Genomic DNA, 23869 nt, shown 5'->3' with positions numbered 1-23869 from the left:
TCTCAAGAATTAGTTTGAACCCCAAAAATCAAGTAGGGCTTTTGCTGTAGGTCCTGCAGATAATGGATTTTGTCCTGTAATCAATAGCCCATCAGTTTCTACGTGAGCTATAAATGGAACGGCTGCAGTTTTATAATTTGTGCCAAACTCTTTCAATCGGTCTTCTAATTTGTAGGGTATATTATTTGACCGTAGTGCTAATTTTTCTTCCATATTTGAAAAACCGGTTACATTCTTACTTTCTAATATTGATGGATTAAGTTCTGCTGCTTTTAGAAGTGCTGCCGGGCCGTGACATACAGCGGCAACAGGTTTTCCGCTTTTAATAAAATCTAGGATTAATTCACCGCTTAATTCATTTGTTGCTAAATCAAACATAGGCCCGTGACCACCAGGATAAAATACAGCATCAAAATCTGAAGCAGCTACGCTTTCTAATTTTAGCGACGTATTTAAGGCAATTTGAGCAACGGAATCTTTTGTAAAGCGCTTGTTTGATTGGGTGATATTTTCTGTAAGCTGACTCATTTCATCAATGGGTGGCATACCACCTTTAGGGCTCGCTAAAGTAACTTCACATCCGGCATCTATAAATTGATAGTAAGGATCTGTAAACTCTCCAATCCATAAGCCTGTTTTACTTTTTGTATTTAATAAGGCTTCGTGAGATGTTAGAATCAACAGTATCTTTTTTGGTTTCATAACTTGGTTGGTTTTTTTTAAGAAATAAGATTTTTAGATCAGCAGAATTCCAAATTAAAGTTCCGATTTTTTCAGTAAGTCAAAAGCTAAAAATTTGCAAAAATTTAATGAGTTGCCTTTGTAAATTCTACTTTTTGAAATGATCTTTAAAAGCTTTATGAGCAGCGTGATATCCACACATACCATGAACACCACCGCCTGGAGGTGTTGACGAAGAGCATAGGTACATACTTTTATTTGAAGTGCTATACGGAGATATTTTTACAATAGGCCGTGTAAAGAGTTGTGTGATATCTTGCTTACCTCCATTTATATCACCACCTATTATATTGGGATTGAATGCTTCTAGTTCTTGTGTGTTTTTGGTGCTTCTGGCAAGAATGAGTTGTTTAAATCCGGGGGCAACCTTTTCTATTTGATTTTCGATTATCGTGGTCATATCTGTGATATTCCCATTAGGAACGTGGCAATAAGCCCACGCAGTATGTTTACCTTCAGGTGCACGGGAATCATCAAATAAAGTATGTTGTGCGATTAAAATATAAGGTGTTTCTGAAATAGTACCCTCATAAATCAGGGCTTCCGAGTTTTTAATTGCAGAAGTGCTATATCCTATATGCACTGTTCCTGCCATTCTACATTTTTCATTTGTAAACGGAATGGATTTATCTAATGCCCAATCAATTTTGAAAACTCCAGGCCCATATTTAAAATTTGAGAGTCGCTTTCTGTAAGTTTGACTTAGATTGGTGTTTTTAATAGCCAAGAGTTGTTTAGGTGTACAATCAAACAAATAAGCATCTGCCTTTGGAAGTGATTCAACATCTGTTACTTTATGATTTAAAATAAGAGTTCCACCTAAAGATTTGTAATAGGATACCAAGGCCTTAATCAAATTACCGGCACCACCTTTAGGAAAAGGCCAGTTGTATTTATGAGCCATTATACTTAGTACCAATCCAAATGAACTCGAAGCCCAGGCATCTAGTGGGAGTGTTGAATGAGCGGCTGCACCAAAGAAAAAGGCCTTTGTCTTTTCATTCTGGAAATAATGATCACTAAGTTGCTCTGCAGATTGTATAGCTTTTAACCCAAAACGAATAAAATCTAATGGGTTTTCGGGAATTGTAAGTGGTCCTAATAAATCTGAATCTACAGATTCCCATTTTGATGTAATCTTTTCAAATACATTGAGATATGCTTCTTCATCGGCACCCAACTCTGAAGCGGTTATTTTTACATCGGTATATGCCGCTACAGCGCTACCGTCTAAAAAAGGATGGGCATAGGGGATTTTAGGAAATATCCATTCTAATCCATGGTCTTTTAGAGGAAGTGTTTTTAAAAACGGAGAGGCAAAAGCCATGGGATGTATCGCCGATCCTGTATCATGTTGAAAACCCGGTAATGTTAATGGCTGTGTTTTTGTAGAGCCACCCGGTGCATTTGATCCCTCATAAATACAAGTTTTCAAACCTTTTTGCTGGAGGTAAATCGCTGCTGCAATACCATTTATACCACTTCCTACTAGTATGCAGTCATAATTTTTCATTAGGGCAACTCATTTTCATCTATAGAGTTCAGGTATTGCCTGAAGGTAATTACCCCGTGTTTTTCTCCTATCATGTCATGAGTAGTTATGTATTTGAAGAAGCCAACTTTATCGTGTAAATTTTTATCAAAAAATTGAGGTAAAAAAGCGCCAACATTAGCTATAGTACTAGGTATTTTCACAATTTTAGCGCCAAAACGTTCCTGTATCATTAATGCCATCTCATATCTAGAATGGATTTCAGGCCCCCCGATTATGCGTATTCCCGTGATTCTATTTTTTAAGGTATTCAGCACAACTTCAGCCATATCGGTTTGAGAAATGCTATTGGTTTTGGCTTCACCGTCACCTATAACTGGAATCATATTTCTTTTGGCCATTATTGCCAAATCATTTAAACCTGAAAAAAGTCCAACAGGTCTTAAAATACAATGAGGAATTCCGGACTCTTCTAATTTTTTTTCAAACTTTTTATGATTTTTAGGTATCGCATAATCATCATTATCTCCCGCTTCTTTTATAGATATGTATATGTAATAGGATACTTTATTTTTCAAAGCATCTAAAAGAACCTCAGCATTACCTATATGATCTACTTCATTAAATGTGTCTGGAGAATTTGTGAATAAACTCACACTTTTACCCATCCCTGAAATTACAGTGGTAATACCCTCCGTTATGCCCTGTATTTTTTCTGGGTTGGTAACGGGATCTACAATCCAAATATCAGGTGTGTAGGGCTGCAATTTTTCAGCTCCATCAAACGAACTTGTTTGTGCTCTAAACGGAATTAAAACTCGCTTTAAACATTTAGCAATTTCCAGACCTAAAGATCCAGAACCTCCCAACAACAGCACTTTTGAGCTCATATTTTTCTCCTTTTAGCTTCATAAATGTAAACTACATATTTTGTTTAAATCAATTATTGCAGCTAATTAACGTTAGTTTTGCATAGTTTCTACGAGCGTAAAAATCGAGATGAACCTGTGATGCAATCCACTAAATAAGGGTATTGGGAAATTTTCTAAGTTTTTATTAAGATAATTCGTAGAAATTAAATATAACTTAGAAATTATTAATTATTATAATTTTCAACGACATGGGTGCCAATAAAAAAGAATCAAAAAATGATAAAAAAGAGAATAAGCAAGACATTGATAAAGGCCCATTAAAGGATAAACACGTAAATCAATATGGAGAAAAGGATAATGAATCGAAGAAGAAACGTGGGGCTTAATATTCATTAACAGAAAACGCTGTAGTTTATTTTTAGATTTTTTAATACTATTTTTAATAACCAATGATTGTCAATCTAAATACAGAGGGTTTTTCTATAATAACCCAGACACATCACGCGCATCTGGCTTGCTTGATTGCTGAAAATTTAAAAGAGGAGTATAAGAAACTTTATTTTTCAGATGTGTTTGCTGCTATCGCTTTCCACGAATCTAAAGAAACTGATTTTAATTATAACCAACAACTTAGTGATTTAGGTCAGCCAATCTCATTCGATAAGCCTGAAGGATCTACAGCAGAATCAGCAAAGAAGGTTGAGCATATTCTAAATGATTTAGTTACTAGATCACTTCTAGTAGCAGCTTTAGTAAGCAGTCATTTTAAATTTTTGTACCCTGAAGTTTTCAATAATAAACTGGTATCTCCAAGGAATTGTAATCTTGACAAAGATGCTATGAAACTCTATGCAATACCAGTTAAAGAATATAAGTTACTTTATGGTATTTTAAAGTTTTGTGACCGACTTTCATTAATGATCTGCAAAGAGGAATTTCCAGATGCAAACCGCTGTTTTGAGATTAATCATTCATTAGGAAACACACTTCATAATATGCTTGAAAAAGAGGGTGAATTTCTAATAGATCCTTGGCCTTTTACGGGAGATTCTTTGGAAATAAATTATGAATATCATCTTATAAAACAAAGCAGTTTTAAAAATACGGAAGCTTTTTTAAAAGCTTTTTCAGAAAGTGAAATTTGCTTAAAAAAAGTAGTTTTTAAAAACTGAGTTTACGAGGAGCAATACAGCATATAAAAAAGACTGTCCATTGACAGCCTTTTTAAATTGCTGGTTAATTGAATTGCAGGATGAAAATGGAGATAAAAAAACAAAAATTCCTTTGACAAGATTTGGACGTGATATGGGAATTGAAAACGTAAATCGAGCTAGTTATATTTTAAATGATGCTGGAACTTATAAAAGTTTTAATCCTCTTAACACTGCATACGGAACTTGGTTCTTGGACAAAAAAACGAATGATATTAATCTTGAATTACGAATTGAAGCAGAAAGTCCCTACTTACCTTCTCTCAAAAAAGCTAAAATTGTAATTAAAAGAAAAGATGGCTTTTATTATCAAAAGCCAGTCAAGAAAAGAATTTTAATTATGGGAACTGACTCAATGACAATAGCTGAAAGAGAAAAATATGTTTTGATTTATGAACGAAAATAAAAACTATGGGTAATACCTGGCGTTCGTGTGGCCGGTACAGCCTGTCCCGTTGTAGAAGGGGAGCCTGGCATAAACTCCGTGTTGACTGAACCGTCCCGATAATCATCGGGACTTTGTCGGTGAGCCCGCTATGGAGATTAGTCTGTTTTGAGGTAGGTATTGGATCTGTTGGATGCTCTTGTGGTCTTGATTTTTTGCCGAGTATAGGTATCGTTTGTAGATGCTATTGAAGATTCTGTTTATGGGCGATACATTGCGTATAGACCGGGAAACGGATTGCGCGTTACCCACTAGACCTCGTAATTCCCTTTTCTATCTGTAAAAACAACGACCTCTGGAACCTGTTACCTGCTGCCAGGAATGTAAACGCTGCTAAAAGCGATAAGATCCCAGCTCCGGAGCTTATTGAGCGACAGCGTGATCGTATACTGGAATACTGAGAAATGCTGCACGAGCATCAACAACAACGCTTTACAAGGGAAATTCAGGTGGTTCTTTTAGGGAATCAAGGGTTTGACAGTTGGAGAGAAGAGGGCATTTCCCAATTACAAAGCAGCTGTAAGTATCTGATTAATACCCGGGACTTTGAGGCCTGGGATGTAAGGAGAAGTTAAGGGAACTCAAAAAAGTTTGTATACTTTACGTAATTAAAAAGAATGGGATAGCTTCGCAACTACAACATTTTTAAGTATAAACAGGTGATTTTAGATAGGGTCTCAATAGCGGTTAAAATCCAATTTTTAATTCATAAAGCTGAGCACTAAGGAAATTATATGAACGAGTTTAAAAATTTTATTAAATCCCGGGTGGGTATTAGCGAAGAAGACCTCGCACTAGTTCTCTCAAAATTCAAGAGTACAACAGTTAAGAAAGGTGTGCTTGTATTGAGAAAAGGACAAATTGCCAATCAATACTATTTTATAAAATCCGGAGGCTTGCGACTTCATTATGGAACATTTGAAGAACAACATACTTCGTGGGTGTTTTTTGAACATGATTTTTTTACCGAGATCTCAAGTTTACACGCTCAAGTACCTTCGCGTTTCAATATTGAGGCCATAGAAAACACAGAACTTCTGGTAATCAGCAAGGCTGAAATGGATCAGCTTTATAAGAAACTTCCCGTATGGCAAGAGTTCGGAAGAAAAATATGGGAAGCTATGTGTATCAGGCAGGTAGACCAAAACCTGAATTATCAAACCTTATCCGCCAAACAGATTTACCTCGAACTACTCCAAAATTCTGATTTCGTAAAAAAAATACCCGTAAAGCAATTGGCTTCAATTCTGGGTATTACTCCCAATGCACTGAGCAGAATCCGCAAAGAAATCAAGTAAGACATTACCTACCATATGGTAGTTTGGTCAGGATTTTACCACCATACATTTGTAAAAATTAAAAGTACAAATGATGAAAATTCAAAATCAATATGCTGATGCTGAGCTTATAAAAAGCTGGACCGGCTTTGTTAACCAATACGCTACAGTGAATGGTATAGAACTCCACTATGTAGTAGGAGGTGAGGGAGAACCACTAATTTGCCTGCCCGGATGGCCGCAAACCTGGTATTCTTACCATCCTGTTGTTCAGGAGCTCTCTAAATCATACCAAGTGATCGTAGTAGATATTAGAGGTATGGGAACATCAGAAAAACCAGAACGGGGATATGACAAGAAAACTATGGCTACAGATGTTTTAGAGCTTGTAAAAAAACTCGGTTTTGCAAAAGTACATATGATGGGCCATGATATTGGTGGAATGGTAGCGATGAGCTTTGCATTTAACTACCCGGAATTGATAGATAAGCTTATCGTATTAGATGGGGCGCACCCCAGCGAAGGCATCTTGCAGATGCCTTTAATACCGGCTCCAGGTACATTCGGTGAAAAAATGGATGCACAGATGCCTTATGCCTGGTGGATGGGCTTCAATCAGGTTAAGGGCTTACCTGAAAAATTACTGGAAGGACGTTTTGAAATCTTGCTTGATTATCTTTTTAAGTATGTTATGATTGATGAAACGATAATGAGTTCCTTTGAGCGTGAAGTATATGCCAGCGCATACAATGATGCCGAGAGCATTAGAGCATCCAATGCATGGTATCAGGCTTTTGCAAAAGATATAGAGGATTCCAAATCCTATCAGCAACTAGAAATGCCCCTATTAGGCATTGGCAGTTATGTAAGCTATAATTATATGAAGATGGGGTTGCCTTACGTAGCAAACAATTTGGAGGTGATAGGAATTCTTGATAGCGGCCATTATATGTACGAGGAACAGCCGGAGCAGGTTATTGAAGCGGTGGTAAATTTCTTAACTGAAAATAAAAAATAAGGAGATTTATTATGAAGAAATCGATTTTAGTAGCAGGTGCTACCGGTAATTTAGGAATGAAAATTTGCCGGGAGCTGTTAAACAGAGACGCCATTGTGAGTGCTATAGCACGTCCCACGACCGACCCTCAAAAAATAGAAGCACTTTCAAAAATGGGTGTAACAATTCAAAGGGTAGACCTCAACAGTACCAAAGAAATAGCCGATGCGTGCGAGGGGAAAGACCTGGTTGTTTCGGCTTTGGCAGGCCTGGAGGATGTGATTGTAGATTTACAAAAACGAATCTTAGATGCTGCCCTGCAAGCAAGGGTTCCTCGGTTTATTCCTTCCGATTTCTGTACTGATTATACGGATTTAGTACCGGGTGAAAACCGGAACTTTGATCTAAGAAGAGTATTCAGAACCTATCTGGATAGCACTTCCATACAAGCATCTTCCGTGTTTAACGGTGCTTTTGCAGAGATACTTCAATACCATACTCCGGTATTAAACCGGAAGGACCAAAGCATGGGTTATTGGGGGGAGAAAGCCGACTGGAAACTGGACTTTACTACGATGGATGATACCGCTGCATTTACTGCGGAAGTAGCATTGGATGATGAGGCTCCCAGAGACTTGCAGATTGCAAGTTTTCAAATAAGTCCTAGTATGCTTCAGGCTTTTGTAAAGGAACTAACAGGCAAAAGTTTTAATCTTAGGCAGCTATCGAGTATGGAAAATTTCGAGGAGTTCATTAAAAAACAAAGAGCAGATAATCCTGCCGGGGAAATGGAATTGTATGCTAAATGGCAGCAAAGTCAATACATGTATTCCATGTTTTCAACACAGCATCAGAACTTAGCTAACGGGCGCTATAAAAACCTTACCTGGACTTCAGCTTTAACTTATTTACAATCTTTTTTAAGATAGGTTTTTGATCTAAAGAGGTGGAGGTGATCCAGTATAACTTACATTGGGCTACAAACTTGTGCTGTTCAACTACTTTTAAGCATTTAATCCTTGATAAATTTGTAAAATAATTTAAAGATTTAGAAGATGAAAACAGTATTGATAACAGGAGGTAATAAAGGTATCGGATTTGAAACAGCTAGGCAACTAGGTGAACTGGGTTATGCGGTTAATATAGGTTGTAGAACCAATAGTAAGGGACAGGAAGCTGTAGAGAAGCTTCAAAAGTTAGGCTTGAAAAGTATAAATTGGATTGTGCTTGATGTGACAAACAGCCAATCAATTAAACAGGCCAAAACGCAACTAGCCTCCAAAATCGGCTCTCTAGATCTATTAATCAATAATGCGGGTATTAGCGGGATTCAACCCCAAAAGTTTTCTACTCCTAATATTGAAACCTTACGAAATCTATTTGACACCAATTTCTTTGGTACCGTTGAAGTAACGCAACAATTCTTGCCTCTATTGGAAAAATCAGAACAGCCTATCATTATCAATATTTCCAGTGAAGTTGGATCTTTAGAAATTCATTCGTCATCCGGTAAAGATCCAAATTTAGAAATTTGGAGTGCTTACGGGGCATCAAAAACGGCAGTAAATGCGTTTACGGTTATGCTAGCTAACGAGTTGGAAGATACTTCATTCAGGATTTTTAGCGTGACACCAGGCTATACAGCAACAGATCTTAATGATCATCAAGGAACAAAAACAGTAGAAGAGGGTGCCGCTGCTATTGTTAGGATAGCTACTGAAGCAACTCGTTTTACTTCTGGAAAATTTTATGGGGAGCAAGGCGAAGTTACTTGGTAAGTTATTATGTATTGATTCAGTTTTTGAGTTTATGAATAGTAAAAATTAGATATGTAGATTTGTTACTTATCTTAAGAAAAGAATAGTATTTCAATGCAAAACATTTGCAAGGTAAAAACGATAGCAGATTTTCATTTTTTATCGGACCTGGAGACTCCTAAACATCCTTTGGTGAGTATTATTAATTATTCCGGTTTGAATATTTCCCAAAAGGAACGAGATTCTAGCTGGATGCTTGATTGCTACCTTATAGCCATAAAACGTGGATTGCAGGGGAAAATGTATTATGGGCAACAGCAGTATGATTGCGACAAGGGCATTATGTTTTTTGTGGCACCTAAACAAGTGTTTCGTATTGAGCCAGACCCAAGTCCTAATGAGAATAGATCAGGGTGGATGTTATTGATTCATCCTGATTTTATCTGGCATACTTCCTTGGCTAAAACAATATCAAAATATGATTTTTTTGATTATGCCATAAATGAAGCTTTATTTCTTTCAGAAGATGAGGAAGAAACATTAGAACCCATTTTGAATGGAATTAAAAAAGAATATCAAACGGATATTGATCAATACAGTCAAAATATTATTACGGCTCACATCGAAACCTTACTTCAGTATTCAGAACGCTTTTATCAACGCCAATTTACCTCCCGCAAAGTCACTAATAGTAAAGTTGTCGAGAGCTTTGAAACCTTATTAATAGACCATTTGAACTCAGATGTCTCGTTAAAAAGTGGTCTGCCTAGCGTGCAATTTTTGGCGGAACAGCTTCACATTACCTCTAAGTATTTAAGTAAGCTATTAAAAGAAATCACAGGACAAACGCCTCAGCAACATATTCAAGAAAAGGTAATCGAAATTGCAAAATTGCAATTATCGACCACAGAAGAATCAGTTAACGAAATAGCTTATAATTTAGGATTCGCGCATCCTCAATCGTTTAATAAGCTCTTCAAAAGAAAGACAGATCAGTCCCCGCTGGAATTTAGAAAATCTTTTTTTCAATAAATCCCGTTGGTTAGCGTTTCTGAAGTTTTTCTCCTTCATGATGTACTCAATATCCAAAGTAAGGAATATTGCGTATGGACCGAGAAACGTATTGCCCCCGCTCCCGCCAGTCTGTGACTGGTGGCATGGTAAACTTACCCGATGTATAAAGAGTTAATCTTCAAAAGGTAATTTTTTTTATACTTTAGAAATCCTACACCAATAAATTACGCACTCCCAATAGAAAAAGGTCACCCATACTTTACTCAGTGAAACTACCCCAATAAAGCATATATACTCCCGGGATTAAGTAACTATAAAGGCAGGATGATCCCCTTATATGCTAAAGTGCACGCCATTAGAAATTTCACATGACTATTAGGGTACGAGCCAGGACACGCATCAACAGCAATGCTATAGATCATGTCATTCCGTCTTCTATCTGTAAAAACAACGACCTCTGGAACCTGTTACCTGCTGCCAGGAATGTAAACGCTGCAAAGGCGATAAGATCCCAGCTCCAGAGCTTATAGCGCGCCAGCGTGATCATATACTGTAACTTTTTCTAATGGTGATAGCGCAACACAACTCCTGGCTAGGAGTAGATATCTACTGTATAAATCCCCCGATAAATGAACTCCAAATCAGAAAGACAGGGGCAGATAGGGTTTACTGAATACCCAGAATTAAAGATAGCCTATGTACGTGTTCAAGGCTTGAGGAATATTTTTAACCAAGCAATAGCTATTAAAATAGCTTACACCAAACCAGCCCACTGATACAAAGATGAAGAGGAATCAGGTTCTAAGAGCTTCAAAACGCCAAAAATATACTCAGTTTTTTAATAGAGCCGTTACTGCTTTAGTAGAATACAGGCGCCCCCACCTGGCGCAATTTTAACATGCAATGTATCTGTCGAATTTACCGCTCTGTGCGATGTTTTATAACTCTCATTTTGTGTACGATAATCAGCAGTATCACCATCTTGAATTATCAGAGCCTTATATGTGCCCGTATTTAAAAAAGTAAGAGGAATATCTAATTCCCGTGAATTTTCATTTGTTGCTGCGCCTATTAGCCATGTTTTATCGCTGGCCTGCCGCGCCATCACAATATATTCGCCTATTTCACCCATAAGAGTTTTGCTTTCCAGCCAGGGCATATTTTGTGATGCAATAAATTTAAGGATTTCAGGATGTTTTTTATAACTCTCAGGGATATCGGGTATTACGGTTACCCCTGAAAAAGTAATTAACGTACGAGCAGCCTCACCAGCCAATGTGGTATTAGTAGAGTAGGCAGGACTATGAATTCTTCCGGTCTGTTTGAGGTCAGCAAGTCCATTATTCATATCAAGTGGTCCGGCAAGCATATTTACAAATACCGAGGTAACAAATGTTTTAGGCTCTAAAACAGTGCTTCCATCAAGCTGTGCCTGGCAGTATTCGCGGGTAACCGCGTTTGGAAACGTGCGCATTTGTCCATAAGGATGTACCGGGCCATCGTGAAAATCACATAATAGATGATTCTTTGCACACAATTCGGTGATCATCCGCGTACGTTCATTCTTTTCAGCAGGACTGCCCGACATAAATCCGTATTTGATTCCTGCAGTACCCCAATCCCCATATTGTTTTAAGGTGAGATCTATCGGAAACTTACGGCCGCCCACATCATTAAGATATAGCCAAATACCTACATTCTTTGTTTTACCATACGCTATGATTTCGTGCACCTGCGATACTTTGCCACCTTTAAGCGGATCTGAATCTTTACCAAATTCAGGACCATACCAGTCGGCATCAAGTGCCAGATAGCGAATGTTGTTTTCAAAAGCGAAATCCACCATTCTTTTCCAGGAAGGAAGTGACATATCATATTTAAAACCGTCGACCTGCGCACCGGCGATCCGCCAATCCCAAACGGCGACTCCAGGTTTTACCCACGAGAAATCTAAGTCTTTTGATGGTAAAGGATTTAACAATTCTATGATATGCGAATCAACCAATTCTCCTGGCTTATTACCATACATGATAACCTTCCAGGCATTGTTGGGTTTAGACGCGATAGTAAATAAGTTCACATTTTTTTTTGACCCCAATACTAGCGGCTCACCCCATGATAAATTAGCTTCGTGAATAGCCATATAATTGGTATCATCTACCTTTATAGTCATTACTGGTAATCGGTTATCACTGCAGTCTGACAGTTGCTCAGGACCAATGTTGGCGTTTTCTCCGTTGTAATACCATGCGGTATAATTACCGCTGAAGTTGAACTGAGTCAAATCATCAACCGCTTCTTCTTTAGGGAAATCATATTTGAACGCTACCCCATCATCATATGCTCTAACAATGATTTTATACGTTTTTAAATCTAATGTAAGTTCGTTATAATTTTCTGGCACAGTTGCCCTTTTCCCCCAAACCGGTTTCCAAATAGACCTTATAGAACGAGTGGACTTACTAGTTGGTACTGGCTTACCAATACCGGTTAATCCCACTTTAGAGTTTGTAATCATCCTCTTCGAATTGGCAGTAAAGGAATAGGTGATTTCCCCATCGGGGTGGCGGGTGAATTTTAACTGTAGTCTGCTGTTTGGCGATGTGATTACCACAGGAAATATGGCCGAGCCAGAAGACACGTTAGGTACGCTATATTCACCTTTAGCCTGTAGCAAAAATGATGTAAATAGTACAAAGACAATTAAAATCTTAGTTTTCATAAGTTTACTTAAGTAATTCCATTTAGGGATTGAGCCACATTTCTGAAATGCTATAGGTTATTTTAGATGTATTTGGATCATTCGTGTTAATATTTTTTTCTAAAACAGTCAGACCTATTGATCCGAATCTGGATGTGGGTAATTTACTAATAAATTCAATAGGTGAAGTAAGCTCAAAGATTCTTAACCGGGGCTTTGTCGGTAAGCCCGCTATGGAGATTAGTCTGTTTTGAGCTAGATATTGGAGCTATTGGATGCTCTTGTGGTCTTGATTTTCTCCCGAGTATAGGTATCGTTTGTTAGAGGCTGTCGAAGATTTTGTTTATGGTTGATACCTTGTGCATGGACCGGGAAACGGATTGAGAATTACGCACTAGACCACCAATGGAAAAACAACGAGCTCTGAAATCTTTTACCTGCTGCTCGAAATGTAAACGCTGCTAAAAGCGATAAAATCCCAGCTCCAGAGCTTATTGAGCGACAGCGTGATCGTTATACTGGAATATTGGGAAATCATAAGTTTAACACCTGAAAAGAACAAGGTATTACGCAGTTACAAAATAGCTGCAAGTATTTGATCAAAACCCGGGGTTTTGAGGCGTGGGAGGTGAGAGGAAGTTCAAAGTACTTGAGGTACTAGGATAATCTTAAAAATAAAGACATCAACACGTTTCCCTTTGAACCATAGGGTCACGTTTTGACTACAACATTCTTAAGTTGGGATACATGGAAGGGGATACTGTTGCAGACCTTTGCCGTATCATTAATAAATTAAACTATGGATACTAAAAAAAAGTGGTTTGTCACAGGAGCTTCAAAAGGTTTGGGGCTTAACTTAGTTAAAACATTACTCAACAACGGTCATCAGGTAGCTGCGACTTCCAGAAATCTCAACGCTTTGATCGAAGCGGTCAAAACATCATCTTCAAATTTTCTACCTTTAGAAATGGATTTATTAGATGAAGATAGTGTTGCTGATGCTCTTTCAAAAACAAAAGATACCTTTGGACAACTGGATGTGGTCGTAAATAATGCCGGTTACGGGCAACTGGGTACCTTGGAGGAACTAACCAATGCTGAGGCACGTGAGAATTTTGATGTAAATGTATTTGGCGTACTCAATGTCATTCGCAAGGCGATGCCTTTTATGCGTACACAAAAGTCTGGACATTTTATCAATATCTCATCTATAGCAGGATTTGTAGGTAGTTTTCCCGGTTGGGGAATATATTGTGCTACAAAGTATGCCTTGGCAGGTTTAACAGAATCATTTTCAGCAGAAATCAAATCATTGGGTCTTACCGCTACAGTTGTTTATCCCGGATATTTCAGGACAAACTTTTTAAATCAGGGTTCTTTAGTCTTACCCCAAAATGAGATGTCTATTTACAAGGAAGCTCGTGATTTGCAACAGGTACACTTAGATGATATTGCCGGAAATCAAACAGGAGATCCGGAAAAGGCAGCTGCAGTTTTAATGCAACTAGCAGAAATGGAACATCCGCCCTTACATTTATTTTTAGGAACTGATGCGAACCAATATGCACAGCAAAAAATGGAGACTTTAGAAAACGAAATGGCACTTCATAAAGAATTGGCGACTGCTACAGATTATTAATTTTCACTTTTAAAATGGAGCGTAAAATAACTCACGATATACGATCGGTAAACGATTTTCATAAAGCAGCCGGACTAGAAGCTCCTCATCATCCATTGGTGAGTTTGGTAGATTACAGCAAAGTACAGTATCAGACCACCACGAATAAGGTATGTTGGGTGCAAAATTTTTATTCCATAGGATTGAAAAGAAATCTGGAAGAGAAATTTGGATATGGACAGCAAGAATATGATTTTGATCAGGGATTGATGTCGTTTATAGCTCCTAGTCAAGTGGTTAGTTTTGAGGTGATAGAAGGCGCAGAGCAACATAAATCAGGGTGGATTCTTTGTATCCATCCTGATTTTATTTGGAACACTCCATTAGCCAAAAATATTAAACGATATGATTTTTTTGGATATGCGATTAATGAGGCTTTGTTTTTATCAAAAAGAGAAGAAGACTTGATCATCAACATTATGCAAAATATTGAACAGGAATACAATTCAAGTATTGATACGTTTACTCAGAATATCATTATCGCACAACTGGAGGTACTACTCAACTATTCGGAAAGATTTTACCAAAGACAGTTTATTACAAGAAACAAAAACAGTCAACAAATCCTGATCAAACTGGATGAGGTTTTATCAGCTTATTTTAACAACGAAAGTCTTTTAGAAAGTGGCCTACCAAGCGTAAAGTTCATTGCAGCACAATTGAATAGTTCACCCAATTACCTCAGTTCGTTATTAAAAACCTTGACCGGACAAAATACGCGGCAACACATCCAAAATAAGGTGATTGAAAGGGCCAAAGAGAAGCTCTCTACCACAGATGATACCATTAGCGAAATTGCTTATGAATTAGGCTTTAAACACTCCCAGTCGTTCAGTAAACTATTTATGAGCAAAACCAAACAATCTCCTTCAGAATTTAGAGCTAGTTTTAATTAGAACTGCAGGAGCTAATACAAGAACTAATACTAATCTTACACCTACAACCTATTGGTTACGCAAGAGAAAAACTTCTTCGTGCCCTCTTGACAAGGACTTATAAATCCCTTGTTTTTATTCTGTATTTAAATGCCCAAGGTAGTTTACTAATATAAGCAAAGACGCTTGTGGCTTAACGGGCTCACAGTAGGGTAGGCGAATGGCTCTTGTATAGAGGTCAAGTTGGTTCTTCAAGACGAACTTATTAAATTACCTGCCGCGAGTTCTCCATACTGCAAGTATTTCATTTTATACATTCTCAGAGCTCCATTCACTCAAGATCCACCCAAGAATAGTGCATAGCAAAAGTAGGGTAGCGGTATACTAACGCTATGGGAGGTATAACGCTAAGGTTCTATTCCAATAGTTGTGGATGCCATGCTACCATTTTCAACAAACGCAATTCCTAGAAATTTACACGCTGTAATTCTAAAATAATGATATCTTTTTGGATTTGATTATGGACTTTTATAAACGAAGTACCTATTTAAACAAGCTTTGGTAAAGGTTTTGGGCTTGTTCTGTTTTATTTTTTTTCAAGTAACGCTGCAACAAAACGAGCTCGAAACACCTTGCTCATAGCCTTGACCGGGAACAGGTATTTCCCCTTATTCCGGGCAGATTTCCACTTACCGTTTTTGGTGATCCCACCTCTAGGCACGATGCAATGAAGGTGGGCCTGCCTGCCGGCAAAGGCAGGGATGCAGGGACAGGTTCTGTCCCCAGGTATGCAGAATGGCACTCATCCCGGGACTCGCACATAGAAATTTAGGGTTGGATGCAAAGCAGGTAATGACCTCCCGGGCGGTTTTGAACAGCAAGTTAAAGAGCAATTTGGGTTCCTACAGGCATAAGCGGTTGAGTTCTGAAGGCAGGGTAAATACCACGTGGAAGTAAGGAACATTCAAGAGTTCTTCTTGCCGTGCCCTAATCCATTGCTCCTTGTGTGCCCTTGGCACTTCGGGCAATGGCGGTTGCGGCAACTGTGGTAGCTCAGGTGCACTGTATTACAGGATGCATTGGTGCAGCGGTGCGGCATTTGCGCTCTGTATAATGAGGTAAGATTACATCTATCTTTAAACTATAGAACACCAAATGCGGTATACAAATTAACAGCGTAAATCAATTTTAAAACTGTAGCCATATTTTAGGACTATACCTATAAAACAACCCGTTCGCACTCAAATAATTCTATAATTAAGAGCAATTTTTATTTTTTGTAACAAATTTTAGATTCCAATACTTACCTAGCGAATTCTAAAAAAACATAAAAATGAAACATTCAAAATTTATTACAGCAATCTTTTCAACCGTCTTATTTATCAATTTTTCACAAGCACAAAAAAAAATAAAACTAGAGAATTCTATTTTATGGAAAGTAGAGCACGTAGACTTTAAAGAACCTTCTTATTTATTTGGAACTATACACATAATGTGTGAAAATGAGTTCAAAATACCTAAAAAAGTAAGTGAAGCACTTCAAAATGTGAACGCATTAGTATTGGAAGTCAATTTATCTGACTCAAAGGAGATGCAGGAACTTCAAAATTCAATGAGTAATCCGAAAAAAATATCGGATGAAATATCGAATGAACAATACAATGAATTAAATAAGCTTGTTACAAAGGTCACAGGTGTAGATTTAAAAAATTACGATTCTTATGGCCTATCAGGTTTAAATTCGATTTTAATTTCTAAAATGTTGCCCTGCACTACATTCAAATCTTTTGAAAATGAAATCACATTATTAGCCAATAAAAGTGAAAAACCGATATTCAGTTTAGAAAAAGCTTCGGAACAAATTGAGATTTTAAAAAACGCTTATCCAACAGAATTTGCACTTGAACAGATTATGTTGTTCGATTCCTATAAAAAGGATTTTAATGATGCCATTTTGTTTTACAACAAAGAAGAAATTACCAAAACTGTTGACTTAATTACTAAAGAGCAATATATGGATGAAAATGCCACAAAAATAATGCAAATAGATAGAAATAAAAATTGGGTTAAAAAGATGCCATCTATGATGAAAGAGAGAAGTAATCTCTTTGTAATAGGTGCAGGACATTTAACAAATGACTATGGTATAATCCATCTTTTAAGAGAAAAAGGATATACAGTTACGCCTGTTTTTAAATAGAATTTTATTGATGAAAATAACAGAACAGGAATTTTTAGATTTAATCAATCAACACAAAGGTATTCTATACAAAGTTTCCAGAATGTACTTTGATAAACTTGACGACCAGCAGGATTTATTTCAAGAAATCATTTTACAAATGTGGAAGTCATTAAATTCTTTTAAAGGGAATAGTGAGTTTTCTTCGTGGATGTATAGGGTAGCTTTAAATACAGCAATTGTATTCTTTAAAAAAGAAAAACGCAAGCCTGATAAATACACATCAATAAAAGTTGAACCTATGGAACCTGACGGATATAACACTAAAAAAGACCAGCAGTTAGTTCATTTTTATAAAGCTGTAAAAAAGTTGAACAAAATTGAAAAAGCGTTAATACTACAATATATTGAAGGGTTTTCAGGTCAAGAAATAGCTGAAAATTTAGGGCTTTCTGAAGTAAATGTTCGTGTAAAAATAAATAGAACAAAAAGTAAATTACAAGAAATCGTAAAAAATCAAGGATATGAATTTAGATGATATAAAAAGTAAAATGGATTCTGATAATATGGATGATCAGACAATTCCACAGAACATTAAAGAATTAAAAACAACTCAATTACCACTTCTCAAAGTGAGACGGAACTTAAGAAATGAAATTTTAACCCAAATATTAGTTTTTATTTGTTTTTTTTCTATCCCGATTTTTTTGGAAATGAATGAAATTGCAAAAGGATTGTATTTTATATTGCTATTTATAATAACATTAATCACAATTACATATTTATTAAAAATGAGTACTTTCCTTAAACGTACTACAGATATATCCCTAAACTCTAAGCAGGTTCTTATAAATATATTAAACGAACTTAATTTAACTTTAGAAGTTTACAAAACCGCCATAGTATCGGGAAGTCTATTATTGCCACTTTTAGCTTTCGTGGTTTATACAGGAAAAGCTAAATTCGAAGAATCATTGTTATATGATATTATCACTTTAAATATTGGTCCCAATTATTTAATATTATATATCGTTGGCTATTTATTAATCTCAATTTTAATTGTCTATATTACAAATTGGTGGACAAATTATCTCTATGGCAAGTATATAAAAACGATTGAGAAAACATTGGACGAAATTAATGCTGCATAAAACTGCCACAACAAACGCTAGTCGTCGCACAACCCCATATTTTAATTATAATGTTAATTTCAAACCTAATGTAATATTTCTTCCTGGCAGAGGAGCGAGATATTTCAGGTATGAATTTTGGGGTCGGGCTTCAATATTGAGTATATTATCACCAGAAACATAGACGTCGATTTCTTGCAGAAAAATTTTTAATGGGTAGCCAATTCGTGCTGAAAGTAAAGAATAAGCAGGCATAGCAGGTTCTGGATTGATGTTCTTACCTAAATACTTTTGTTTAAGATAGCGTTCAAACAAAGTATGAAATAATAGTTTATGGTAAGTAAATGTTGAGGAAATACTATATCTACTTGTGGGTAAGTTAGGCATATAATCACCTTCGGCCCATTTTCTCAATGGATCGTCAGAAACATTCTTACTTTTGACCAAATCAAAGAAAGTAGATAGTTCAAGACTACTTTTATTTCCTAAGCTGCGCTGATAGTTTAAGGTTGTTTCCCAACCCGATATTTCGGTGTCAGAACCTCTCCATTCCTTAACTAAAAAGCCTCCCGAACGGGCAATTCCGGTATGTGCAAGGTAAAGGTAGTTATTAAAAGTAGTGTGATAATTGGTAATGCTCCAGTTGAGCCCTTTATAGTTTAAACCTAAGCCATATTCATACGTATTAGCAATTTCTTTATTCAATTGATCGTCCCCATTTTCTTCGATCATAATAGCAAAATGGTCATTTCCCGCATAGAGCTCATTAACATTAGGAGCCCGTTCGCCATGATTAAAACTAGCTTTTAAGAAAGCACTCTTAAAGAAATCCCAGCGTATGCCTGCCGTAAAATGATTTAAATCAAAATAGCGAGCTGATAAATTCCCTCCAGCCAAACCTCTACCAGGCTTATACGTTGGATCTGGCAATGCTTTTCTTGCAATCCAATCATGGCGATAACCCAAATTCATTAATAAGGATCTAAATTTTAATTCTTGCAATGTAAAAACACCAAATTCCTGACTTTGATTATTTGGTAAATAACGCTGAGCCCCTTTACCGTTCATCTTGAGAAAAGAATAATCAATTCCGCTCATTCCGCTTCCAAACTTCCAAGGCTTTTGTTGAGCTTCAATTCGGAAAGCTTGGCGGTTGCTATCAAATTTATTGCCTAGAAATTCCCCAATTAATTCACGATCAACGGAATATTGAAAAGTATAATTTAAGCGGAATGATGAAAAGTAGGATTCTTTGGCTTGCAATTCAGATTCAAACAAAATACTGCTTGAGATTGAGGCTGTATTTATGGGAGCATATTCAGAACTAGAAACCGCTCCGTGGTCATGATTATGACCGTGATCATGACTGTGGGTTGGTCGATTTGTTAATGCAAAACCGGGTATACCGTAAAACCCTTCTATATATCGATAGCCTATTCCAACGCTAAGATTATCACGACTATAATTAGTACCTATATTCAAAGACTTAGACTTAGAATGACTATTAGGCATGATCCCTTTAGTAACCGGAGCATAATCTGAAATTCCATGAACAACCTTTTCATAGAGTGGCGTATCAGGATCTTGATTAGGAATAAATAAATCATTTACAGGATTCCGAATATCTTGCCCATTGATGTATGAATATTCTTTAAAAGTATAAAGATCATCTTCTGTCAACCCTAATTTAGGATCATCTAGTTTATCTAAAACGTACTGACTTATGTAGGGGTAAAGACTTAGATTACGTATGTTTTCTGCATCTACATTTACCTGGGCAAGTGACTGTGTTAAGTCATCAATATTTTTATCATATGCAATAGGAGCCTTTGTATTTCCAGGAATTTTCAGATCACCATTCCAGCGATTCATCCCTCCTATATACCATGCCAGATTTTTTCCTAAGTTACCATTTATAGTTACTGCCTGTCTATAGCCACTATTGCTACCTCCTTCAACAACACCATAGCCTTCCAATTGCTTTTTAAACTGTGCTTCAGGAATGGTATTATCCTGTAAATTAACAGCTCCCCCTATAGCTTTTCCTCCAAATAGAACACCAGCTTCTCCTTTATAAACATCAATGCTTAGTAGGTTTTCTGAATCGACATTAATATTAATATTGGGGCTTATTCCAGATAGGTTATTGATTTCTAATCCATTTGATAGAATCTTGACGCGGTTTCCGCTCATGCTTCTAATTGTGGGTGTCCCTGAGTTAGGACCGAAATATGAATTTTGTACCCCTGGAAGGTGGCTAAGGGTAGCTCCCAATGTTTGATACTGTAAAAGATCTATCTTCTCTCTAGTAAGATGCTCTGAATCAATAGAACTAGTTTTCTCTTTTGAAAATTGAGTTGAGTTCCCCTTAACAATAACTTCAAAGAGTTTAACAACAGATAGACTATCGGTATCCATCTTTTCTTGAGCGTGGCAAACAGCTGGTAAAGAGGTAAGAACACTAAATAAAATAAGAATGACTGGAAAGTGCTTTTGCATTTGTAGTAGTGGAGTTAAAGCGTGCAAAAATATCAAACTTTTACATTAATGCAACTTTGTTGCGATAATATAGTTAATTAGATTACTTTCGCTGAAAATTTGAAAACCATGATAAAAAAACAAAAGAAAATTTTGGCACTTATTTGCTTGACCGTATTCCAATTCTCATGCAGCAAAGATGATGAAGCTCCTATTGAAACTATTTCTATTGACCTGCCGTCGAATTATGAATTGACCTATGGTGACGACTTAACAATTGACTTATCAGAAATAAAGGAGCAAGCAAATTCTGTAGAATTTGAATTAGACTTTAGCCAAACAGCTAATGTGAAGATCGACAATTCGACAAACCTGCATGATCAACTCAAACAAGCGATGGTGGTGTCTAATACTGGTCAAGCGCGTATAAACTTTAAAAGTGCTCTTGTGTACCCCACCGGAACTGTCTCATCTATTAATGAGCAGCAAATACCTGAAGAATATACCGTTACAATTTTAGCATTTGATAGTAATGATAATCCAATAGGCGAAAAGACTATTTCTATAAAAGTTCTTCCTGGATCAATTCAAGTGGAAGGAGCTGAGATAAGCGATGGTATTTCATTTTCTTATGCTCTTTACAGCAATGATCAAACTAAATTCAATTTAAATGCACCTGCTATTGATACTGATAATCTAACTTGGTCTTTGCCTGAAATAAAAGATTATGCAGAAAGCATTACCTTGAGCGATAATCAAATTTTTTTTTCAGGAGTTGAAGGGAACCCTTCACAGCAAGAAGAATTAAAGTATAATCTAACCCCTAGTTTGCTAAAAAATGGGTTTCCGGTTTGTAGTGTACAGTTTCAAGTAATATTCATTCCGGAAATAAAATTCTTTTATGGATTTTACCTGCCTGAAAGTGATATGAGTATTTTAATTAATTTATTACACCTTTCAAAAGCAGGTGGCTCTAAAACTAGTGCTCCAGTACTTTATCCATCAGAATATTCAGGAAGTTATGAGATTGTAAAGATTGAAAAAGATGAGCAAACCTATGAGGATCTTGACGGAATTTTCAATATAATCAAAGAAACTGGCGAAGTTACCACCAAAGAAAATAACACCTTGGCAGGAGGGGATTATAGAATAACAATTAAGGCCGTAACTTCTACAGGATTGGAATTTAATACGTTTCTTACATTATCTTTAGAATAACTTGCTTATTTCAATACCCCTAAGTCTAAAGTTATTTATTTGATGATAATGGATTTATTATTAAGTAATCCATAGGGTCTGAATTTATTTTATAATTGATGAGGAGTCCTAAGCTAAAGTGAAAGCCCAATTGGCAGAATGATTAACAATCTTGAAAAAGTTACCAGCTAACCTTTAAAGATGAAAAGGGTCCAAGAAATGATGCGTGAAGAGCATCAAGCAAGAATGTCTAAAAGAAATACTACCCGGACCCTAGTAATGTAAGTACTTAAATAGTTTAAAAAGAGGCTGTCTAAAAAGACAGTCTTTTTTTTGAGATTATTTTTTGATTTTAGTATTTTAAGGTTATTAAACCTAATACTCTGAAAGCCAATAATTAGGCTCAATTAAGTATTCTGTCGCTGAGTTATGATGATTGTGTTCCAGAAAATCATCCTGTACGTATTTTAATGCGATTATCAGCCAGATTGATATAAGTTCTGTTGAGAGAACCTTTAAAGAAAAAGGCACATCAAGTTAGCATCCACGAGATCTTATTAAGATATTGATTTACGAATTATCTTGGGAACCTCTACGCTTCTCACAAGATTCAACAAGCCTTGGAGGAGCATGTCCATTTATATTTTATTTTAAGCCACTATCTCTATGGTATAGGGAGTTTCTGTTTTAATTACTGCCTGGGGCCGGCTCAGTAGTTTACTTGCTACTTTGACTATAATGCTCTTTACGTTCTTTTCTGGAATTTGCAGTAATATTTCAATATGAGAGAATCTGTCCCAATTGCCTACCAAGAGGCTTCTATAAAATAGTTATGTATATGTCGGTGCGCCCTGTGGGTCGGTATGTGAGGCGGTATTAAATTACTTGGTACATGAATCTAAAATAGAAATAGGGTAGTAGTATGGGAGGTATAACGCTAAGGTTCTATTCCAATAGTTGTGGATGCCATGCTACCTTTTCAAGGAACACAATTCCTAGAAATTTACACGCCGTATTTATAAAATAATTAGATGCTTTTTGATGTGATTAAGGACTTTTATAAACGAGTTTGTTATTGATGTTCTAATTTAGGTTTACGATTGATAAACAGGAACACCTGCTCCGGTTATCCCGGAAAAATTAGAGGGCTAATGGGTATATTTATCAGGATATAACGAGTTACCTGCAATTAAAACAACACAATCCAATGTCGCAAATACTAAAAGAACATCTAAATAAATTCATCGTATGTAGTGATGATGATTTTGACAACATACTGAAATTTTTCAGCATCAGGACTTTCTCTAAAAAGGAAAATCTATTGGAGGAAGGACAAATATGTAGGTATCATTATTTTGTAACGAAGGGGCTCATTCGAAAATTTTTCATAAACGAAAAAGGTATAGAACAGACCACAGAATTTGCTATAGAAACGTGGTGGCTTACAGACAATATTGCTTACGAGCACCAACTTCCAACATCTTTCTATATTCAAGCGGTTGAAAAGTCAGAAGTATTTTGCATAAGTCAAGAAAATCAAAAAAAGCTTGTCGAAGAATTGCCAATAATGGAACGCTATTTCCGTTTCATTTATCAACGAGCGTATGCGGCTTCGCAAATGCGCGTAAAGTATCTTTTTTCTCTTTCCAAAGAGGAGTTTTATCATCAATTGGTAAGCAAACAACCTGAATTTGTACAGCGTGTTCCCCAATATTTAATTGCTTCCTTTTTAGGATTTACACCTGAATATTTGAGTGAAATTAGAAATCACAAGCGTTCTTAAACCAGTTTAAGATTTTTCTTTTTTCAGTGCCCGTCCTTTGTG

Annotated in this window: 22 protein-coding genes and 1 pseudogene; 17 read left to right on the top strand and 6 right to left on the bottom strand. The window is 36.5% G+C overall.

The window, feature by feature from the left end:
- Window positions 1-9: 9 nt before the first annotated feature.
- The 3 genes from DSM02_RS01430 to DSM02_RS01420 all read right to left on the bottom strand — a co-directional run bounded on the left by DSM02_RS01430 (window position 10) and on the right by DSM02_RS01420 (window position 3123).
- Window positions 10-702 carry a type 1 glutamine amidotransferase domain-containing protein gene (locus tag DSM02_RS01430; RefSeq protein WP_128763974.1) on the bottom strand — a complete coding sequence of 231 codons (693 nt, stop codon included), beginning with the start codon at window positions 700-702 and terminating at the stop codon, window positions 10-12.
- Between the two features lie 127 nt (window positions 703-829).
- Entirely contained in the window at window positions 830-2254 is a 1425-nt protein-coding gene (locus tag DSM02_RS01425) for a phytoene desaturase family protein (RefSeq protein ID WP_128763973.1), read from the bottom strand.
- Window positions 2254-3123 carry an NAD(P)H-binding protein gene (locus tag DSM02_RS01420; protein WP_128763972.1) on the bottom strand — a complete coding sequence of 290 codons (870 nt, stop codon included), beginning with the start codon at window positions 3121-3123 and terminating at the stop codon, window positions 2254-2256. The genes DSM02_RS01425 and DSM02_RS01420 overlap by 1 nt, the downstream gene beginning before the upstream one ends.
- 230 nt (window positions 3124-3353) lie before the next feature.
- Between DSM02_RS01420 and DSM02_RS20275 the strand changes: the two genes are divergently transcribed.
- From DSM02_RS20275 to DSM02_RS20750, 10 genes are all read left to right on the top strand, one after another.
- Window positions 3354-3491, top strand: coding sequence for a hypothetical protein (locus tag DSM02_RS20275; protein ID WP_164918206.1), 138 nt, complete (start codon window positions 3354-3356; stop codon window positions 3489-3491).
- Between the two features lie 63 nt (window positions 3492-3554).
- Window positions 3555-4277: a DUF3891 family protein gene (locus tag DSM02_RS01415; protein WP_128763971.1), complete on the top strand. Its 723-nt coding sequence runs from the start codon at window positions 3555-3557 to the stop codon at window positions 4275-4277.
- A 40-nt stretch (window positions 4278-4317) separates the two neighbouring features.
- On the top strand, window positions 4318-4722 hold the full coding sequence (locus DSM02_RS01410) for a hypothetical protein (protein WP_128763970.1): 405 nt from the start codon (window positions 4318-4320) through the stop codon (window positions 4720-4722).
- A 275-nt stretch (window positions 4723-4997) separates the two neighbouring features.
- Window positions 4998-5162, top strand: coding sequence for an HNH endonuclease domain-containing protein (locus tag DSM02_RS20755; RefSeq protein ID WP_128764325.1), 165 nt, complete (start codon window positions 4998-5000; stop codon window positions 5160-5162).
- A gap of 333 nt (window positions 5163-5495) precedes the next feature.
- Complete coding sequence (locus DSM02_RS01400) at window positions 5496-6059, top strand: Crp/Fnr family transcriptional regulator (RefSeq protein ID WP_128763969.1); 564 nt, start codon at window positions 5496-5498, stop codon at window positions 6057-6059.
- Window positions 6060-6129: 70 nt separating this feature from the next.
- On the top strand, window positions 6130-7056 hold the full coding sequence (locus DSM02_RS01395) for an alpha/beta fold hydrolase (RefSeq protein WP_240673951.1): 927 nt from the start codon (window positions 6130-6132) through the stop codon (window positions 7054-7056).
- 11 nt (window positions 7057-7067) lie between these two features.
- Entirely contained in the window at window positions 7068-7964 is an 897-nt protein-coding gene (locus DSM02_RS01390) for an NmrA family NAD(P)-binding protein (RefSeq protein ID WP_128763968.1), read from the top strand.
- A gap of 126 nt (window positions 7965-8090) precedes the next feature.
- Complete coding sequence (locus tag DSM02_RS01385; RefSeq protein ID WP_128763967.1) at window positions 8091-8813, top strand: SDR family oxidoreductase; 723 nt, start codon at window positions 8091-8093, stop codon at window positions 8811-8813.
- A 171-nt stretch (window positions 8814-8984) separates the two neighbouring features.
- Window positions 8985-9824, top strand: coding sequence for a helix-turn-helix domain-containing protein (locus tag DSM02_RS01380; protein ID WP_240673950.1), 840 nt, complete (start codon window positions 8985-8987; stop codon window positions 9822-9824).
- A 350-nt stretch (window positions 9825-10174) separates the two neighbouring features.
- Window positions 10175-10336 carry an HNH endonuclease domain-containing protein gene (locus DSM02_RS20750; RefSeq protein WP_128763965.1) on the top strand — a complete coding sequence of 54 codons (162 nt, stop codon included), beginning with the start codon at window positions 10175-10177 and terminating at the stop codon, window positions 10334-10336.
- A 320-nt stretch (window positions 10337-10656) separates the two neighbouring features.
- Here the strand turns inward: DSM02_RS20750 and DSM02_RS01370 are convergent, their stop codons facing one another.
- Window positions 10657-12528: a glycoside hydrolase family 97 protein gene (locus tag DSM02_RS01370; RefSeq protein ID WP_128763964.1), complete on the bottom strand. Its 1872-nt coding sequence runs from the start codon at window positions 12526-12528 to the stop codon at window positions 10657-10659.
- A gap of 778 nt (window positions 12529-13306) precedes the next feature.
- Between DSM02_RS01370 and DSM02_RS01365 the strand changes: the two genes are divergently transcribed.
- Window positions 13307-14146, top strand: coding sequence for an SDR family oxidoreductase (locus DSM02_RS01365; RefSeq protein WP_128763963.1), 840 nt, complete (start codon window positions 13307-13309; stop codon window positions 14144-14146).
- A gap of 14 nt (window positions 14147-14160) precedes the next feature.
- The gene (locus tag DSM02_RS01360; protein ID WP_128763962.1) at window positions 14161-15081 is read left to right on the top strand and encodes a helix-turn-helix domain-containing protein; all 921 of its coding nucleotides are present in this window, start codon (window positions 14161-14163) and stop codon (window positions 15079-15081) included.
- A 571-nt stretch (window positions 15082-15652) separates the two neighbouring features.
- On the opposite strand, the pseudogene DSM02_RS01355 reads toward DSM02_RS01360, so the two are convergent.
- Window positions 15653-16132 (bottom strand): annotated as a pseudogene (locus DSM02_RS01355) (IS91 family transposase); the annotation flags it as partial.
- Window positions 16133-16393: 261 nt separating this feature from the next.
- Between DSM02_RS01355 and DSM02_RS01350 the strand changes: the two are divergent.
- The 3 genes from DSM02_RS01350 to DSM02_RS01340 are packed head-to-tail and all read left to right on the top strand — an operon-like array spanning window position 16394 to window position 18390.
- The gene (locus DSM02_RS01350) at window positions 16394-17260 is read left to right on the top strand and encodes a TraB/GumN family protein (protein ID WP_128763961.1); all 867 of its coding nucleotides are present in this window, start codon (window positions 16394-16396) and stop codon (window positions 17258-17260) included.
- A 10-nt stretch (window positions 17261-17270) separates the two neighbouring features.
- On the top strand, window positions 17271-17777 hold the full coding sequence (locus DSM02_RS01345; protein WP_128763960.1) for an RNA polymerase sigma factor: 507 nt from the start codon (window positions 17271-17273) through the stop codon (window positions 17775-17777).
- On the top strand, window positions 17764-18390 hold the full coding sequence (locus DSM02_RS01340) for a hypothetical protein (protein WP_128763959.1): 627 nt from the start codon (window positions 17764-17766) through the stop codon (window positions 18388-18390). The genes DSM02_RS01345 and DSM02_RS01340 overlap by 14 nt, the downstream gene beginning before the upstream one ends.
- A gap of 45 nt (window positions 18391-18435) precedes the next feature.
- Here the strand turns inward: DSM02_RS01340 and DSM02_RS01335 are convergent, their stop codons facing one another.
- A complete protein-coding gene (locus tag DSM02_RS01335) occupies window positions 18436-20868 on the bottom strand; it encodes a TonB-dependent receptor (RefSeq protein ID WP_128763958.1) in 2433 nt (810 codons plus the stop codon).
- Between the two features lie 108 nt (window positions 20869-20976).
- Between DSM02_RS01335 and DSM02_RS01330 the strand changes: the two genes are divergently transcribed.
- Window positions 20977-22065, top strand: coding sequence for a hypothetical protein (locus DSM02_RS01330; RefSeq protein ID WP_128763957.1), 1089 nt, complete (start codon window positions 20977-20979; stop codon window positions 22063-22065).
- A gap of 1186 nt (window positions 22066-23251) precedes the next feature.
- Window positions 23252-23827 carry a Crp/Fnr family transcriptional regulator gene (locus tag DSM02_RS01325; RefSeq protein WP_128763956.1) on the top strand — a complete coding sequence of 192 codons (576 nt, stop codon included), beginning with the start codon at window positions 23252-23254 and terminating at the stop codon, window positions 23825-23827.
- Window positions 23828-23869 lie beyond the last annotated feature (42 nt).

Source organism: Leeuwenhoekiella polynyae, assembly GCF_004104075.1.
In the GTDB taxonomy this organism is placed as follows: domain Bacteria; phylum Bacteroidota; class Bacteroidia; order Flavobacteriales; family Flavobacteriaceae; genus Leeuwenhoekiella; species Leeuwenhoekiella polynyae.
This window is presented reverse-complemented; position numbering and strand designations above follow the sequence as displayed.

Excerpts from the sequence above, each read along its gene's own strand:
- DSM02_RS01350 (WP_128763961.1), top strand. The coding sequence starts at position 16,394 with ATGAAACATTCAAAATTTATTACAGCAATCTTTTCAACCGTCTTATTT.
- DSM02_RS01400 (WP_128763969.1), top strand. The coding sequence starts at position 5,496 with ATGAACGAGTTTAAAAATTTTATTAAATCCCGGGTGGGTATTAGCGAA.
- DSM02_RS01360 (WP_128763962.1), top strand. The coding sequence starts at position 14,161 with ATGGAGCGTAAAATAACTCACGATATACGATCGGTAAACGATTTTCAT.
- DSM02_RS01390 (WP_128763968.1), top strand. The coding sequence starts at position 7,068 with ATGAAGAAATCGATTTTAGTAGCAGGTGCTACCGGTAATTTAGGAATG.
- DSM02_RS01395 (WP_240673951.1), top strand. The coding sequence starts at position 6,130 with ATGATGAAAATTCAAAATCAATATGCTGATGCTGAGCTTATAAAAAGC.
- DSM02_RS20275 (WP_164918206.1), top strand. The coding sequence starts at position 3,354 with ATGGGTGCCAATAAAAAAGAATCAAAAAATGATAAAAAAGAGAATAAG.
- DSM02_RS01325 (WP_128763956.1), top strand. The coding sequence starts at position 23,252 with ATGTCGCAAATACTAAAAGAACATCTAAATAAATTCATCGTATGTAGT.
- DSM02_RS01425 (WP_128763973.1), bottom strand. The coding sequence starts at position 2,254 with ATGAAAAATTATGACTGCATACTAGTAGGAAGTGGTATAAATGGTATT.
- DSM02_RS01345 (WP_128763960.1), top strand. The coding sequence starts at position 17,271 with ATGAAAATAACAGAACAGGAATTTTTAGATTTAATCAATCAACACAAA.
- DSM02_RS01340 (WP_128763959.1), top strand. The coding sequence starts at position 17,764 with ATGAATTTAGATGATATAAAAAGTAAAATGGATTCTGATAATATGGAT.
- DSM02_RS01430 (WP_128763974.1), bottom strand. The coding sequence starts at position 702 with ATGAAACCAAAAAAGATACTGTTGATTCTAACATCTCACGAAGCCTTA.
- DSM02_RS01385 (WP_128763967.1), top strand. The coding sequence starts at position 8,091 with ATGAAAACAGTATTGATAACAGGAGGTAATAAAGGTATCGGATTTGAA.
- DSM02_RS01420 (WP_128763972.1), bottom strand. The coding sequence starts at position 3,123 with ATGAGCTCAAAAGTGCTGTTGTTGGGAGGTTCTGGATCTTTAGGTCTG.
- DSM02_RS01335 (WP_128763958.1), bottom strand. The coding sequence starts at position 20,868 with ATGCAAAAGCACTTTCCAGTCATTCTTATTTTATTTAGTGTTCTTACC.
- DSM02_RS01330 (WP_128763957.1), top strand. The coding sequence starts at position 20,977 with ATGATAAAAAAACAAAAGAAAATTTTGGCACTTATTTGCTTGACCGTA.
- DSM02_RS01415 (WP_128763971.1), top strand. The coding sequence starts at position 3,555 with ATGATTGTCAATCTAAATACAGAGGGTTTTTCTATAATAACCCAGACA.
- DSM02_RS01365 (WP_128763963.1), top strand. The coding sequence starts at position 13,307 with ATGGATACTAAAAAAAAGTGGTTTGTCACAGGAGCTTCAAAAGGTTTG.
- DSM02_RS20750 (WP_128763965.1), top strand. The coding sequence starts at position 10,175 with ATGACTATTAGGGTACGAGCCAGGACACGCATCAACAGCAATGCTATA.
- DSM02_RS01370 (WP_128763964.1), bottom strand. The coding sequence starts at position 12,528 with ATGAAAACTAAGATTTTAATTGTCTTTGTACTATTTACATCATTTTTG.